The following is a 16,653-nucleotide window of genomic DNA, read 5'->3' on the forward strand; positions in this document are numbered from 1 at the left end:
AAGGATGGAACATAACATGTATAAGAAAATCGCTCAAACAGTTTTATTCGCATGCACATTAGTGCTTAGTCCAGTTGTTCTAGCCCACTCCTGTGGTTGTGGTGAGGGATTGAAGCATATGGTTAGCTCTTTAAAACTTGATGATAGCCAAAAAGCTAAAATCAAACCCATCTTAGAACAACTTGCTTCAACAATAAAAAATGATGCAAGTCAAATGAAGGATTTGGAGCAACAACTCCAACAACAAGTTGACTCAGCGAATATGGATCAAGCAACAGTAGATAGCTTGATTGACAAAAAAACAAAACTTATTGGGGACATGATTAAAGCCAAAGTAACTGCTAAAAATCAAATCTATTCTGTCCTTAATTCACAACAAAAAACAGAGTTACAAAATAAAATGAAAAAAATGGAAGAAAAAATGGCAGACCAATTCAAAAGTTGCCATGATGATGAGTAAGTAAAATATCAACTCAGGAACAATCAGTGTTGTTCCTGAGTTTTTAAGCCATTAGGTAATTTCATGTTAGTAAACGAATATATTCATTATGATGTACACGAACTTGCTCAACTCATCAAAAAAAAGAAAGTAAGCGCTCGTGAAGTTCTTGATTGCGCATTAATGCGAGCCAATGAGGTTAATCCGTTACTTAATGCCATTGTTCTTAGTTGTCCTGATTTTGCAATAAAATGCCTTAAAAATCTCCGTGGTGATGAGCCTTATTATGGAGTTCCTTTATTAGTTAAAGATTTAGGACATCATATTACTGGTGTTTTGAGTACCGAAGGATCACGTTTTTTTGCGAGGAATATTGACCTATTCACGAGTGATTTAGTGAATAAACTTATTTCTCTAGGTTTTATTCCTTTTGCAAAAACAAATACCCCTGAATTAGGCCTCTCTTACGTTACTGAATCCGTTTTGCATGGGCCTTGTCGTAACCCCTATGATCTCAATCGAACTTGCGGAGGATCTTCAGGTGGTTCAGCCGCAGCAGTTTCAACAGGTATCGCTCCCATTGCGACTGCAAGTGATGGTGGTGGTTCTATCAGAATCCCTGCTTCATGTTGTGGATTAATAGGCTTTAAACCCACCAATGGACTTACTCCCTCAGGACCTTTAACTAATGAGCTATGGTCTGGTCTGGCAGTAAATTTTGTCTTAACTCGTTCACTTAGGGATTCTGAGGCATTATTTCATAAGTTAATAACCCCTCGAAGATTACCATTACTTTCATCCAAGAAAGTACTAAATATCATTCGCTTAGAAGGCGCTTTTTCACCAGTACCGATAGCATCACCATACCTTGTAGCCATTCATCACGTCGAAGAGTTATTAAAAAAATTAGGGCACAGGATCCAAAAGCGACATTTAACTTTAGATTTCAAAACTATAGGGGAATGCGCCCTAACTTTAATCGCAGCAAATACTTTTACAACAATAAAAATCCAAGAAATGCAATTAAAAAGAAAAGTAACCATTGATGAGCTCGAACCCATTACCTGGGATTTTTATCAAAAAGGGCAAGCCATTTCTGCATTTGAATACCTCATTGCTAAAAGAAAATTGTACCAATTATTTTGTCCCTTACATCAGTTATTAAGTGAAACAGATATAATTTTAACCCCTGCGTTAGCACAACTTCCTTTATTAATCGGTGAATTAAAAACAGATGATGAGTTTGGGAATTATTTACAAAAAAATCTTGAGTTTTCTCCATTTACCTCTTTGTTTAATCAGGCTGGCTTACCTGCTATAAGCATGCCAGTTATGTTTCACAATCATCTCCCAATTTCAATACAGCTTGGAGCTGCTCAAGAAAAGGATTTGCTGCTTTACTCATTGGCAAAACAGCTACAATTGATGTTACCGGATTTTAGTCAAGCAATAAACATCACAGCAAATCCCCCTTAATTTTAAAAATATTTGCGGACTTGCCTAATTTTGTCCAGCCATAACACCACCATCGCGGTTCCCGCTATACAGCTGTCCCCTGCCCTCCTAGTCCATAAAGGAATAGCTCATTTGAAAGATGCGCGTCGATTTAAGGGAAGACTAATTTTTAAAGCTTAAAATTGGTTTTCAAGGGTTTAACAATAAAGTTAAAGTATTGAAACATCGGTGCTAGGTTTTATCGAATATACCAGATTATTTCTAAGGAAATATTATGGGGATTTATTCAGTTTGGAATCAAATTTACTATTCCACGTGAAAACGTGTAGAGCAGAAAAAACCTTGAGTGAGAAAGCTGATGCTCAATACGTAGTTAACTACCCAAATCCTGCAATTAAAGAATAAACTTAAGTGTGAGGTATCATGAAATTTAAAGAGCTAACTACTAATGCATTGAGTAGTAACGTTAAAACGTTAAGTGAAATTTATGCAAGCTTTCTCTTTATAAAGCCCAGAAAAGACAAAGTAATACGATTAAAAAAAGAATATAAACCCGATTTTTATGCTCATGGAAGAATTACTCAATATTACATGGACCAGAGAAATGATGCTAATTTAGTCCGTGAGGCAACTAATGCTATATCGGCGCTGGATATCTTTAACGATTATAATAATCCCGAGGCATCTTTAAAATTGCATATAAGTCTTAATGAGATAAGTGAATTAGATCACTCTGTTATATTAAATTTGATCTCTTTCTTAATAAAAGAGTCCGAATCAGCAGATAATGAGCTGAGCTTTAAATTTAAAATCATTCAACCTGAATGTCTTGATAACCGTTTTAAAAATACAGATCAGTTTACAGTTTACTTTGATAACTATTCTTCTATCGCTGATATTATTAATTTAGCAGAGAAGATTGATGCTTTTTTAAAAAGCCAAAATGTTCAGGAAAATCAAATACAATTAGGACCTAAAGATAGTTTTGGATTTAATTCTTTTGTCTCGGCAAGATTTGATACCCTCAAGTTACTAAAAAAATATGGTGAATTCCCCTTTTTCGATTTAGAACTTAAGAAGTTTTTTGAGCGTCACTCCAAAGATGAACTTAAAAATCTTCCTGTAGGAACGCTGGATGCTGTTTTTGACAAGATTTTTACTTTGCGACTTAAACCAGATACATGTGATGAGGGCGATTACGTTATTTCTGCAATTGATTTAATAACTCTTGACGAGCGCTATAAAAAAGACATATCAGATTATCAAGAATATATGGAAGAATTCAGTAAAGCAATACAGCATGAATTTGATGAGTTGATAAAAAATCCAGAAGTATATCTTGGAGTAACAGATCAAAAACAGGATTATAGTGGTGAAAAAGCCACTGAAAAAGAGCACCAAGGTGTTGAGGATGCTCAAACTGATAATGATAAGGTTGAATTAGCAACTGATTTAGATTGTACTTCACCAAATTCAGTTCTTTTCTCTTTAGATTCAAAAGACTCGAACTTTAGGGAAAGCTTCCCTGACTTATCATCATGGACTAATGATGCAGATCACGCTGAAACTCCTGAAGCTCCATTATCAAGACCATTGAGACCCAAGTTAAATCCGCAAGCAGTCCACCATTTTCAAAACCTTTTGGATCAAATTAAAGCAAAATCAGAAAAATTCAACAGGAATAACAACAGACTAAAAGAAGAAACGGCAGTGAAATTACATAAGAACCTCAATGCTGAGTTCATTCAATATCAATCTGGTAAGATTGAATTTGATCAGTTTAAGGAGCGATGCAGTGAGCATATAAATATAAGTAGGCCTATCCTAGAAGTGCATACGGGCTGGAAAGAACTCTTTATAAATGTCTTAAAAACCATTACCAGCTTAGGTATAGTGCCTTTATATCATTATATAAATAGCAATAGACAAACGTTTTTTAACAAAGTCAATACTGATTCAATTAATAAGGTAGATAAAATAGAAAAAACTCTTAATACGCTTAAAGAAGATATTAGGGGTGAATCATTTGACGCGGGCTTTGTTCAATAATTAAAAAAAGTCCGATGATCGGAATAGAATTTTCACCACATGTTAGTCAACCTATGCTCATCGTGGCGAAGATAATCATAAATTTATTCCATAATTTCCGGAAGGCTATAGTTCCTTCCTTTATTCTGTTCATGCAGCCAGTCAACTAGTGGTTGAAAGTATTCTAACATTGCTTTGGCACTCAGCTCATCTCCGGTTGATTCTTTGAGTACTTGCCTCCAGTCCTTAGAAGCTCCATAGCGCATAATATGCATTAGAAAATCTCCTATAGCTTTCTGACCAAAGTAGTTGGTAGCATGAGGGTCTTGGTGCAGTATATTCTTGGCTATATGGTTGTGCAGCTGATATAAGAGAGCATAAGACAATGCATAATCATAATATTGAGCAGGATCGTTGTTGATATGTGTTTTAGTGGCTGCATCGCAATATTCTTCACCTCTAATAAATGGCGGCTCAATTCCTTGGTATTTCTTAACCAGCTCCCACCACTTTGCGTTGAACTGGTCCGCAGATAAGTTATCAACATACATGGCTTTTTCAAAATGGCTCATCGTGCCCGCAGAGAAAAAAATAAACACTACGGAGTTGAGCGCTTCTTTAAGAAGAGTATGCATATTATCTATTTCTATGGAATTATCGATCAAACCACGCTCCACCAGATAAGGCTTCTTCTTGGCAGCAAGCCCCATCATGGTGCCAATAGCTTCATGAAAGGCGCGGTTAGCGCCTTTCCGTAACAGTGGTGGAACATCTTTATTAGTATAAGTGAGGTAGTAATAGATATGACCTAATTCATGGTGAGCGGTCCTGAACGACTTAGCGTTAGACTCCAAACTCATTATGATGCGTATATCTTGATCAAGGTCAATGTGCCAGGCAGATGCGTGGTTATTCTTTTTAATGGATGAATTGGAAGGATAGGGATAAAGATTTGACTTTTTCCAAAACGTTACCGGCAGTTTGGGATAACCAAGGCTTACATACAGACTCTCTGCTGATTTCATAATCCAATCAGGGGATTTGTTTTTAAGGATACTATCAATATTAATGCTTTTTTCCTTCAATATAGAACTCCAGTCCTGCCCCCAGCGGTTTGGTAGCCAGTGTGCGGGTAGATATTCAGGCACAGTGTTCACACCATATCTCTTGGCTAGTTCATAACGCATCCAGGTATGCAGTTCACGGTATAGAGGATAAAGTTCCCTCATGAAACGCTCCATGGTCTGCATCATTTCAGCAGTGCTCATATGGTAACTGTTTACCTGATAGGCGAAAAAATCAGGGTACCCTAGCACCTGTACTGTTTGATTTCTTAAGTTGCGTAAATTGATAAGCCCGGCTTTGAGAGTAGGTCCAACTTGTTTACTTGCTTCCCATGCTGACAGACGTTTATTGAGGTTGGATTCTTTTTTAAGAATATAATCTATGTTATTAATACCTATTTTCTTGCCATCCAGTATATATTGATATCCATATAGCTTATATATTTGCTCGACCTCAGCTTGTATTCTTTTTTCCACAAGGGCTGCTACCTCTTGAGGACTATTAGCAGCAGAATAGAGAATTAGCTCCAATTGCTTTACTTGTATCTTTGTTAGCTTATATTGGGGGTTGAGGTATTTGCGGGCGCTCTTAATGTTTTCTTTACTACCGATAAATATAGCGAGAGCTTTCTCCGCTTTCTGCGCAATCATCGAATTAGTAAAATCATTCGGCTTTATCTCAATGTTTGATTGCCATCGTGCATTTTTAGCACTTGCATAAAGTTTTACATACTGTTTGGTGTAGTTATCAATAAATTTTTGTGCCTCTGCCGCGTCGGTATTGGGGTTACTCCAACTATTAGGGCAAGATAAAAGTAGAGAGGATGAAACCAGTATTATTATATAATAATATTTCATATGATCGATCCTTTTCATCAGAGAGATGAATATCCTCAAAACCTTGATTATCATCTTCTTGCGTTCCATCATTCCAGGTAGCTATTCGGTTATACTTATCTATCTTAATTATATGAATAAAGCTCTCCAAAAGCAGTATTGTTTTTCAGGCTCTGCCGTTTGATATATTCGCCGCTTAGCTCCATTGTAAAACCGGATATTAGCTTATAATCTACTCTAACCATATTCCCCAATGGAATTTTAAAATGCGTTCAACAAAACCTATTGCATACAAATAAAGTACCGAAATAATTGTTTAGACGCATACGCAACAATCAAAAGTGACAATGCAAGATTTTGATGTATGGTACACGCACAGAAGCATCTTTATCAATAATGAACATCGGTCTATATTATTCTCCTTATAAGCGTCAACTATTTTGCCTATAAATGATTTAACAATATTCCTCTCTTCTTGTGTTAGATTGCAAGAAGTGGTTTTCCAGGCAAAAATAGATTAAGAAATAAAATATACATGCTGATAGATAGGCCATTTAGGAGGTTATTGGGTTGGCGGAGACAGGCTAAATTTATGAGATAAGAATACATCAATCCGAGGTCATACCCCTAAGCAACCTCAAAATCTAGGTTGCATAGAGAATAATTCGTAAAAATGAGAAATCTGTATGCTAGGAACAATTATTTTCTAATGTTTTTGGATATTCAAATCTTGTGTGGTACTTTTCTCAGGAATAGTATTCACATTTGACATATTTTCACTGCCATGTGATGTACTTTGATTCGTTGGCTCCTTTGCATGAACTGGTGTTGAAGTAGATTCTTTAGCTTTCCTTTTTTCAGTTTTTGTGTCATGTGTTTTACTTAATTTAGTAGCTTTAGTATCTTTTTTGGCATTGGCTGTTGTGGGATGTGAAGCAGCTTTTTTTACAGTGGATACTGGTTTTTTTGTAGCGGCAACTTTTTTGGCAGCACTTTTAGATGCAGTAGCTGCTTTTTTAGCGCTTTTTTCTATGGTAGCAGATGCTTCTCTCATCATTTGTTGTTGATTTTGATCAAAATTACGAGAAACATTAAACCAATGACTTTCTAATATATTGAAAGTAGTTCTCATGTAATCAAGTATCATTTGACTATTTTGGGCAAATAGTTCGATTTGTTTTTCAAAAATCTCCTCTGGTTTTTTTACACTTAATAAATCGAGGGGTTTCATATGAGATAAATTTTGCATCATTTTGATATTGAGTTCCATTAATTTTTGTATTGGAGTATCAAAATTATTAAAAATTTTTTGATCAAAAAATTGGTTTTTCATAGCATCTCCTTATGTTGCATTGCACAATTCAAGATTAGTTACTCTCTTTATATTTGTCAAATAAAATTAACTTCTGTTTAAATCTGAATATTTCCATTTACACTATACACAACAAAAAAACTATTTTTCTACTGGCGCTCATATAATATATTCATTAATAATTTTATGAAAGTTGATAAATAGAATTTCTAATTCTTTCAACTGCTTGATCTGACTTGGTTTGCGAAAACAAGCCTAATCTACCCGTAATTTGATAATTAACTCCTAATGCAAAAAGATATCCGACTCCTAACAAACTAATTGCAGTGATTATTTCAGCAACTATCCATCTTGAATCGCGATGCTTTTGCAACAGTTTTCTGGATGAGTCTATTTTTTTGAAACAATTTCTACGATAAAGATCAAATAGCGCGGGATCCGGATTTTTAGCAAGCATTTCTGTATATTGTTGTAATTTCTTTGCTAAATACTCTGCTTTTCTACCCTCTTGTCTAAATCCTCTGTGGACTAGCTCACCTCCCTTTTTAGACAGTTGCGCTACTAAGGTAAATATTGTTTGAATTTGCTTTTCTATTGTTTTTTCATATTGTCTAAGCTCAGTTTTAGACACCTGCTGAACTTTCTTTAAGTGATATTTTCGCAGGTCTATTTTTAAAAATGATTGTCTCGCTTCCTCTACAGTCCAACGCTCTGCACTATTTTCTTTTAAAAGACCATTGAGGCATTGCTTTATTTGATCTTCATCTTTTTTGAAAAGAGCTATTTGCGGATCTGAAAACAAATCATTATTTGTGATTTTCTTTTTAATTTCACTCCAAGGAGATTTGTGGGCTAGATAATAATTTTGATAATCATCGCCCCATAAATAACTTAAAATTCGTCCCACTGCATAAGCATCTGATTTTTGAGTATAACTTGGAGTCCCCCAATAGAGCTCTGGAGGCCTATAAGCAGTCGTACCTACTCTGCGATTTTCGATACACTCCCCTCTTATTGCATTTCCATAATCAATAATGGTCACTTTAGAGGGAGAGGCAATACTTATATTTCCTTCTTTATCAATAGTAATAGAAGACGTTTTACTTAAATCAATTATCATATTACCTGGTTTTAAATCACGATGAATCAAATCCTTATCGATTACCTGCTCTTTTACGGCATTAAGAATTGCAAAAGTAATTTCTAGACGTTTTTCTACAGTGAGTACGGGAATAAAACCTGCATACTTCTTTCGTTTATTAGGATTAAGTAATGTTTCTAGAGGGATGCCTTTTGCCTGTTTCATTACTAACAAACTTTCTTTTCCATTGTTATGAACAAACACTGGCGGTTTAGCACCTAAATGTCCCACATGGACTAGATTATTATATTCTTGTAGCACTGAATGGCTTCGATCATACTCATTATGTTGTTCTATTTTGACTATTCGATTTTTACTCGTTCTTAAAATTGGATTATTTGCTTCAAACTTGATTGTTCCTACTATGGGATAAACGACAGCATATCCACCTTGACCTAAAGGCTCATTATTTAAGTCAAATATCTCGAATCGCTCTCCTTCCTTGTTCTTACTTCTTTTTCTTCTTAATAGTGATTTAGTAAAACAAAAAACATACTCAATACCTTGAACGGTAGTATATTGATATCCTTGATTTTTGAGCCACATGTTATCAATGTGTTTACTTTTCAGAAATTCTTGGAGGGCATTTTTCTCAGCTTCACTTAGATTTGCTTCATAAATTTGTGTGGGATCAAGATTGATTTTTATCGACATTTATTTTGAAAATATATTTAATCAATATGTTTTATTGTACATCAATATAATTGAATCGTTAACTTGTTTACTAATAAATGTATTATTTTTATTAAAAAAGAAATAGCATATTTCCCATTACTTCATGTAGGATGAATGGGGTTTTATTGATTATTTTTTTCAAGGAGAGTACTGTGGGCAAACTAACTGTTGAAGGAATGACTGCCGTTGAAAAAAACAAAAGAGAACGTGCAGATGCTTTAAAGATTTTAACTTCAAAAGTCTTTAACCCAAATGATGATGAGCAACAAGCCTCGCTCAGAAAATACATTAATAACTTTGAATACAATGCCAATCTAATGTATCTCTTTCAAGGAATGAGTACAGGGCTCACAGCATGGGGTGGTTCTTGGCTTGTAGGCTTTCTTTTACCCGTTCCTGAATTTGCGAATTATTTTTTAAGTATGTTTCTTTATTGTGGAGCAGCTGGTTATATTCTCCAAAATTTTAGTCTCGATGATTTTCACAATCAGCTTGACGAAATGAAAACCATTTATAATTGGTGCTTAAAAAATGGGCAGCCAAAATACGATGGTACAGACAATACTGCAATTCTCACTAATCCTGATATTCAACGATTAATTAAATTAATTGCTCCTTTATGTACCACAGAGTTTATGCTGGCATGGAAACCGGTATCAGAAGCCGAACAACCTCAAAGCACTTTTTGGAGTAGTATTTCATCAGCTTATTCATTTTTTACAGCACCCACACCTAGTGTAGATCACAATCGTCTTCTAGATTTAAAAGCTAGTGTAGAAAGACGAGAACTTGATGTAGGTGTTTTTAAAGGTGTTGAAAGTGCCGTTCGTTATTTTGCAACTGATCCTCATTTTAGAGAGCTTTTAACGGCTAAAATAAAACAGCCAGTAGAGCAAATTAGAGGAATGCTTCCTTCTGTCTTGAGTTTGAATTACTCCAAATCTGACTAATCAAATATACCATGGAGCGAAGAGCTGTCTAACTTTCGCTTCATGCTTTGCTTATTATATTTTAACTATTTGATTTGACAATGATTTTTTATTATGTAGAATCCCTTATTTTTTATAGGAGCTTAAAATATGGGTAATACTTCTTCATTTGAAAAATCAATTGAAAAACAAGAAGCATATGTAAATAAGCGAATGAAAGATCCTGATATGAGTCATTTAAAACATGGTTTTTTTAGAGATGGCCATGAGAAATATTCTAATCGTCAAGTGAAAGGTTATCTGCGCCAAGAATATCACAATACACGTAGGCCAGACTCTTATGTTTCAGATCATGATCTACATGCGTCAAAGAAATACAGAATGTCGTAAAGGATGTAGAAATAAATTTATTTATCGCTTACACCTGAATACTTAGAAGCAAAAAAAGCACCCAGAACAGACGAATTAAAAAGAGAGCTTCATAAATGTATCTGTTCAGGCAGTATGCTTGTTTTTTGGTGAAAGGATTGATTTTTGCGCAAGAGGTGCTAAATATAGCCTTTCGGTGCATGAGTCGTGAACGCTTAATGGTATCAACTTAAGTACGTGTAGTCCGGGTCAGATGCAGTCGAAATCCGGAAATTTTGTACCACGCCTTTCCCCGGATTACGGCTTTGCCTAATCCGGGCTATAGAAAAATAGGAATCAGTTTTCCTTAAGTTGATGCCATTATGTGAACAGCTACTCATAAATTTCCAGTTCGTAACCTGCAAGTGAGAGGCTTGGTTCTACCAACAAAGTTAGAACCTTACTTCGAGAGCGATCTAAAGCATTTTTTTCATCAAATCATCGGAAGATTATTATTTAAGTTAAAATCATAAACTATTCTGATTCTCACTCTGCTCAATGGATGGGAAAGACAATTGAGAGGAGGATGTTTTTTCTTCTATCAGCCCCATTTTTGGCAATCCAAAAAATCGATGCATAGAACTATTTTTATTTGATCCATAAGAACCATTACCTGCCATAATGCCACCATCAATATTATATTGGGAGCCTGTAATAAACAAAGAATCATCAGACGCTAAAAACACAGCAAGATTTGCCACTTCACTTGCTTGTCCCATACGTTTCAGCGGAATTGTATTTGTGTACGCCTCAATACGTTGAGTACGTTCTTCATCCTGGCCAAATTCTGAGTTCCACATTTCAGTCAAAATAGCCGCAGGCACAATAACATTGCAGCGAATAGGATAGTCTTTTTGGGCACAATGCATAGCTACTGTTCGTGTAAGATTCAAAATAGCAGCCTTACTTGACGCATAAGCAGCATTAGAAGGAATCCCTACTAAACCTGAGCGAGAACCCATATTAATAATTGACGCATTAGCGCTCTTTTTCAAAAGCGGCATCATCGTTTTACATCCCAAAAACGTTCCATCCAAGTTCACTGCATGAACAACTCGCCAATCGTCAAGAGAGCAATTTTCTATATCTTGAGGTTTATCTGATTTGGGAGCAGAATCTATACCGGCATTATTCACTAAGATATCAAGTCTATGATATTTGTTTTCAATGTATTCTGCTACCTCTTGCCAATTTTGTTCAGAACAAACATCTAAGTGGAGATAATCGCTAGCCCCTATTGATTGTGCAAATTTTTCTCCTTCAGGCTTTGAGAGCCTTCCTGTTACAATTACGGTAGCGCCTTTTTTACAAAATGACTCTGCAATTGAAAGACCAATTGATTTGGTACCACCTGTAATTAATGCAATTTTATTCTTTAATTTTGCCATCACTACCAATCCCTGATTTATTTATTTTGATAATACGATTTATTGACAGTAAAATCATTGACTATCTCTCATTTGCTCCTAGCTTGTAATGTTTGACGCCATCGCTGACATAATCTTCAGGTGCTTTCGACTTAAATAAATAAACTGCTGGCTATTTTAAATCCTTTCGTCAGTACCTTGTCTCAATCAATATAGTTTTATCTTAAACCTCAATAAAACATCAAGTTACTTTCAATAGACTATCTTTGGAAGTTGTCATTCGTTCTATTAGGAAATACATGCTTATTCCTAAAATGATAGCACCATCGATAACAAGAGCAACAGGACGCATCGAGCCATCAAATAGCAGTCCAGTTAAAGCCACAGCCCCTGATGAAACAAACAAGCGAGTGGACATAATGAATGAAGAGCATGTCCCCTTTAGGTTAGGTAAAATTTCCAAGGATTGTGCAAAAGTGACGCTCATTGGAAAAGCACAGCCTACCGCCATCCAGCACATTGCAAATGTAATCAGCCGTGGAGAATCTGGATACTGGAATGCAAAATAAGTGAAAAGCACAATGGCTATTGTGCAACACATCATCCCCAAATTAACCGCTTTTCGACTTCCAATTTTTGCGATCACTTTATCAGCATAAAAACTAGTAAGTGAGAATAGCAATACAATTAATCCTTGTTGCATGGCGAATTGGAAATATGATAATTTAGACGTATTAATATAATAAAAAGAAGCGCTACCAACAAATGTTAAATAAGCCGTAACTAACATATTAGGCATACTGGCATAAATTAAAAATTTACCATGTGAGAAAACTGTCCAATAATCTTTAAATAGAGTCAAAATATTTAAAGGTTGTTTGTTGATTTTAGTTTCCGGCAATTGCCAGATCAAAAAAAGCCAGGAAATCAAAGCAATGATTGCAACGAAGGTAAAATTCGCTCGCCAAGTAAAATAATTGATAATAGCGCTCCCTAAAATGGGGGCTGCGGCCATAAAAATAGTAACGTAAGCGTTAATTTTACCAATGTAATTTGCAGCCACTTCGCCACTATACCGATCGGAGATCATAGCAAAACCCATCACTAAAGTACTACTAGCACCTAAGCCTTGGATAAAGCGCCAAAACATTAATTGATATATAGAAAATGAAAATACGCAACCAACTGCTCCAATCAAGAAGCAAGTTGCACCAAAAATCATTAAACCTCGCCTACCCCAAGATTCTGATAATGGTCCATACAACAATCCAGAAAGACAAAATGCCAAAAAATTAAGACTTAATGTACTTTGAACTTGTGCTTCTGTGCTACCGAAATAAGTCATAATGCTAGGAAAACTGGGTAAGGAAATGTCGATTTCCATACAGCATCCCAATAATGAAATAACAATGAGTGGTACAAGCGGCAACCGAAATAAACTGGATAACATGATACATCTTCTTAATAGAATAAATAACTGGTATTAGCTGAATGAAATCTTAACAGCCATGTAATTATATCGGTATTTGTACATTTTTAGAATATAAATGATCTACTAAAGCAATTTTTATAGATTCCGCTTGCGCGAAAATGACGAAATCCTTAAAGTGCTACTTAGATTGAATGGCTCTAAGTAGCGATTGGATCTTCATTGCTCCAGTTACTTTAGCAAAGTGCCAACAGTGGCAGCCTCAACAGAAACTCCCCTAAGCTTATTTAGAGAAAGTTGGTTCATAATTATCCATCCCAATTCCATTCACATAAGTAGGAATATCATTTTTTTCCTGCTTTGCGAAGAAAGACGGTTGCAAATTCGGTTCATAGTTATCTACCCCAACTCCATTTACACAGATGGAATGCTTACTTAACAATGTTTTTGGCGTCGGCTCATAATTATCTATCCCCACCCCGTTCATACAAGTAGGAATATCATTTTTTTCTTCCTTTATAACCAATGAAGTTTTAAGATTCAACTCATGGTTATCTATCCCAATCCCCTTAACATAACTTTCTGTTTTTGTAGAAAAAAATCGGCCTTGCTGCTTTACATTATTTTTTAAGAAAGTATTTATTTCTCTCTCAAGTTTATTAGCAAATATTTTTTGGAATGGTTTCATAGGAAGCCTCTAAGTTTAAATACCTCTGTGGCAAGCCGCGGAGGAAAGTTAAGTATTCAAAATATTTTTTTATAATTTTGTGAACACGAATGATTATATATGTCTTAAAATTTTATCAATGTATTTAATTATGCTCATGATGGCTTGAATCGTGTCGCAGTGTATCAAAATATATGTCATGGCTCAAACATAAATCATGAGATAGAGATTATTATGAGATAGAGATTATAAAGTAAGTTAAAATTATGAGCATTTTTAATGGTAATAATAGGATTGAGTATGTTTAACTCGTTTCATATAGAAGAAGCGCTTAGCCAAGCTAAGAAATTCGCACCCGAAGACTCCTCTATTACCGAGGAAGAAACGAAGTTGAACGAATCAAAATTGGCTGCTCTTCTTATATCTACACCTCAAACATTATTTGGCGGCTCAAATCCTGATTCTCGAGGTGTTGGAAGTAAAACAGTTCAAGAATCAAGTTTCCAAGTTGATTTTAACTAAAATTTTCTGGAGTATATTTCGTTCATTGCCACTATGCGGTAAAACCCTATTTTTAGCAAAAAAGACGCAGGTGTAGGATGTCAGATAGATATTTATTAATATCTCTGTTTAGAGAAATATTATTTTTATTTTACAATAAAATCATTTTAATTATTTTAAATGCTAAATTTATTATTTGATGATTCAAATTCAGAAACTATTGACTCCATATCATTTTTAAAATTTGTATTGCTAAGCGCGTTAATGGCATTCTTAAGTGACGTTATTGATGAGAATTCCATGACAAAATCTTGATTTTTAGCCCTACTGTTTGATAGGTTTTGATAGTCACTATCAAAATATCCTCCACCACCATCTTTTACTTGCGCCCGTAAAAAATCATCAGCCAGATCTAATTTTTTTGAATTAAAAACTAATTGATACATCCCGTTTTTATGGGTGATTTGGACGTCTAGAGTTCTTGATGGAATAGATATACCACTTTTACTAAATGCTCCTTGTTTTAAACCAGATTCCAATTGAGAATATTGCTGATCAGTTAAATAAACTCCAAAATAGCCTTCTTTGTTTTTTTGTACTGTTTTAGGTTGACCCACATGAGTTGTGCTACCTATATTAGCTTTAAATATTTCTTGGGCAAATGCTTCTGCTTGTTTCTTGTCTTTAAATGAAAAAAAGTAATTTTTCTCTTTGGGAAAAATCCATACTGTTTCATGAACGCCTTTAATCTGACTTTTAACCGCTGATGCGATTTCTTTTAGTGAGTCTTTGGGGCTTGATTGAGAGTCAGTGGAGGATGACGGACCCAATGTATAAAGGATTTTCGCTAAAGATCTCTGAAAGTGTGGATGATTTTGTTGAGAAGGAGAAATTTTTTGACCATGCGTTGGTTGGTGACTCATCAAATTATTTACAAAATTAAGCGAGTGAGGACTGTTTTCAAATTTAAGACGCCAGTAGCCCTGCTTATCTTGAAATTTTTCATATACATGTATGTGTGCTTGTGTTAATTGTTGTGCAAGAGCATCTACTTTGGCAAGGTCTGGGGAGGAAACCTCATAACATGGTGTTCCATCCTTAGTGCTTCGCTGATTATCAGTAAAGAATTTGATAGAAGAGGTGCTGGTTGCCCGAGCCGTGGGAATATTAGGTGAAGTTACTGGAGAAGCCACCGCAGCTTTAGGTTGTGCTGGGGCTGGGGTACTCAATATTGTCGATGGTATTTTAACAAAATCAAAATGGCTGGGATTTTGATCTTTATTTTGTACGTATAGAAAGTTAGATACCTGCCCCAACTGTTCTTCAAGAGCTTTGGGATGGCTATTAAACTCCCCTGGATTATTAGGACTTGCTCCTCTTTGGCGATCATAACTATGACTGCCATTGGACAATTTTCTACCACGATCATTATAGGCTCCACCACCGGGCACATGATCTGAACCTGGATTACAAATAGCAATTTCTTTGCCAGATTGAGTCATATGCCGCCCCAATGTCAGCATGTCTGTATTGCTTAAAGTAACCGATTTTTGAGAGGTAGATTTAGACATTACATCTTCAATTAAAGCGAAATCGGGTGAATCACTTCCATCCGGCTGATTAGGGATAGAGAGATGAATTTCTCCAATATTTTGAAAAGACGGATTATTGGCCGCTTCTATCATTGTTTCTGCAATAATACGCTTGGCTTTCTCTTTTTCTGCAGGTGGTAAACCATCTAGATAAGCCCCACCGCCAGCCAAAGGAGTGATAACATCTATTCTTTTACCCGTACGTTTTGCTTCTTCATTCGCTGCAAAAAAGAATCGAGTCCAAACTTTTTTCATTTCTTCTCTGTAGGCATCAGCATTCAAATTACCATTGGACTTAATAAAACTTTTATAATCATTGGGGTTTTCAGGGATATTATTTGATTTTCTTAAATTAGGGGCACACGATGTTAACATCGTTGCACTTACAGGATTTTGTGGGTGAAAATCACCAGAGCTATTAGCAATATAATGCGCTTTACTTGCAATGACTCGCTCTCTTGTTTTATGTCTTTCCGATGGAGGAATCGCATAACCGTCTTTTCTTGATAATGTCGCGCTAATATCTTGTTCCGGTAGCGAACTATAGACTCTTACTCCAGCTTTTCTATCCTGCGCTGTGAGTTGTTGTAATTTAGAATCAGTTTGAAAGGCGTCATAGGATTGTTTTCGAGTCTTTACATTTGTTCCTAAATTAAAGGATGGTAAGTTTGTTAAATTTGTACTTCTGGGTTGTGTGCCAATAGTTTTAAACTTAGCCATAAAAACCTCTGATAAATACGTTGATCGTTAAATTATAGTACATATTACAATACAGGATAGGTAATATTTGTGTAAAAATAATCCTATGG

The 16,653-nt window shown here is 35.4% G+C and carries 13 protein-coding genes; 6 read left to right on the top strand and 7 right to left on the bottom strand.

Translation table 11 applies throughout. From position 1 onward, the window contains the following. The first annotated feature begins 16 nt into the window (after window positions 1–16). The 3 genes from DYH34_RS08835 to DYH34_RS08845 all read left to right on the top strand — a co-directional run bounded on the left by DYH34_RS08835 (window position 17) and on the right by DYH34_RS08845 (window position 3,943). Window positions 17–460 carry a Spy/CpxP family protein refolding chaperone gene (locus tag DYH34_RS08835; RefSeq protein WP_058463283.1) on the top strand — a complete coding sequence of 148 codons (444 nt, stop codon included), beginning with the start codon at window positions 17–19 and terminating at the stop codon, window positions 458–460. Window positions 461–523: 63 nt separating this feature from the next. Continuing rightward, a complete protein-coding gene (locus tag DYH34_RS08840) occupies window positions 524–1,915 on the top strand; it encodes an amidase (RefSeq protein WP_058463284.1) in 1,392 nt (463 codons plus the stop codon). Window positions 1,916–2,317: 402 nt separating this feature from the next. Beyond that, complete coding sequence (locus DYH34_RS08845) at window positions 2,318–3,943, top strand: hypothetical protein (protein WP_058463285.1); 1,626 nt, start codon at window positions 2,318–2,320, stop codon at window positions 3,941–3,943. 83 nt (window positions 3,944–4,026) lie between these two features. On the opposite strand, the gene DYH34_RS08850 is transcribed toward DYH34_RS08845, so the two are convergent. From DYH34_RS08850 to legK1, 3 genes are all read right to left on the bottom strand, one after another. After that, complete coding sequence (locus tag DYH34_RS08850; protein WP_058463286.1) at window positions 4,027–5,844, bottom strand: M2 family metallopeptidase; 1,818 nt, start codon at window positions 5,842–5,844, stop codon at window positions 4,027–4,029. 685 nt (window positions 5,845–6,529) lie between these two features. Continuing rightward, a complete protein-coding gene (locus DYH34_RS08855; protein ID WP_058463287.1) occupies window positions 6,530–7,156 on the bottom strand; it encodes a hypothetical protein in 627 nt (208 codons plus the stop codon). 163 nt (window positions 7,157–7,319) lie between these two features. Next, entirely contained in the window at window positions 7,320–8,930 is a 1,611-nt protein-coding gene (gene legK1 / locus DYH34_RS08860; RefSeq protein ID WP_058463288.1) for a Dot/Icm T4SS effector kinase LegK1, read from the bottom strand. A gap of 173 nt (window positions 8,931–9,103) precedes the next feature. On the opposite strand from legK1, the gene DYH34_RS08865 reads away from it, so the two are divergent. Then, the gene (locus DYH34_RS08865; RefSeq protein WP_058463289.1) at window positions 9,104–9,901 is read left to right on the top strand and encodes a hypothetical protein; all 798 of its coding nucleotides are present in this window, start codon (window positions 9,104–9,106) and stop codon (window positions 9,899–9,901) included. 129 nt (window positions 9,902–10,030) lie between these two features. After that, window positions 10,031–10,270: a hypothetical protein gene (locus DYH34_RS08870; protein WP_058463290.1), complete on the top strand. Its 240-nt coding sequence runs from the start codon at window positions 10,031–10,033 to the stop codon at window positions 10,268–10,270. A 485-nt stretch (window positions 10,271–10,755) separates the two neighbouring features. On the opposite strand, the gene DYH34_RS08875 is transcribed toward DYH34_RS08870, so the two are convergent. The 3 genes from DYH34_RS08875 to DYH34_RS08885 form a co-directional block, all read right to left on the bottom strand. Continuing rightward, window positions 10,756–11,676 carry an SDR family NAD(P)-dependent oxidoreductase gene (locus DYH34_RS08875; protein ID WP_065240082.1) on the bottom strand — a complete coding sequence of 307 codons (921 nt, stop codon included), beginning with the start codon at window positions 11,674–11,676 and terminating at the stop codon, window positions 10,756–10,758. A 220-nt stretch (window positions 11,677–11,896) separates the two neighbouring features. Continuing rightward, window positions 11,897–13,105: a multidrug effflux MFS transporter gene (locus DYH34_RS08880; RefSeq protein ID WP_058463291.1), complete on the bottom strand. Its 1,209-nt coding sequence runs from the start codon at window positions 13,103–13,105 to the stop codon at window positions 11,897–11,899. 262 nt (window positions 13,106–13,367) lie between these two features. Further along, window positions 13,368–13,772 carry a hypothetical protein gene (locus tag DYH34_RS08885; RefSeq protein WP_058463292.1) on the bottom strand — a complete coding sequence of 135 codons (405 nt, stop codon included), beginning with the start codon at window positions 13,770–13,772 and terminating at the stop codon, window positions 13,368–13,370. A 279-nt stretch (window positions 13,773–14,051) separates the two neighbouring features. On the opposite strand from DYH34_RS08885, the gene DYH34_RS08890 reads away from it, so the two are divergent. Next, a complete protein-coding gene (locus DYH34_RS08890; protein WP_058463293.1) occupies window positions 14,052–14,273 on the top strand; it encodes a hypothetical protein in 222 nt (73 codons plus the stop codon). Window positions 14,274–14,428: 155 nt separating this feature from the next. Here DYH34_RS08890 and DYH34_RS08895 read toward each other — a convergent pair whose 3' ends face one another. Further along, window positions 14,429–16,564 (bottom strand): hypothetical protein, encoded by a 2,136-nt coding sequence (locus DYH34_RS08895; RefSeq protein ID WP_058463294.1) that lies wholly within the window; start codon window positions 16,562–16,564, stop codon window positions 14,429–14,431. Between the last annotated feature and the right edge of the window lie 89 nt (window positions 16,565–16,653).

Source organism: Legionella cincinnatiensis (assembly GCF_900452415.1).
In the GTDB taxonomy this organism is placed as follows: Bacteria; Pseudomonadota; Gammaproteobacteria; order Legionellales; family Legionellaceae; genus Legionella; species Legionella cincinnatiensis.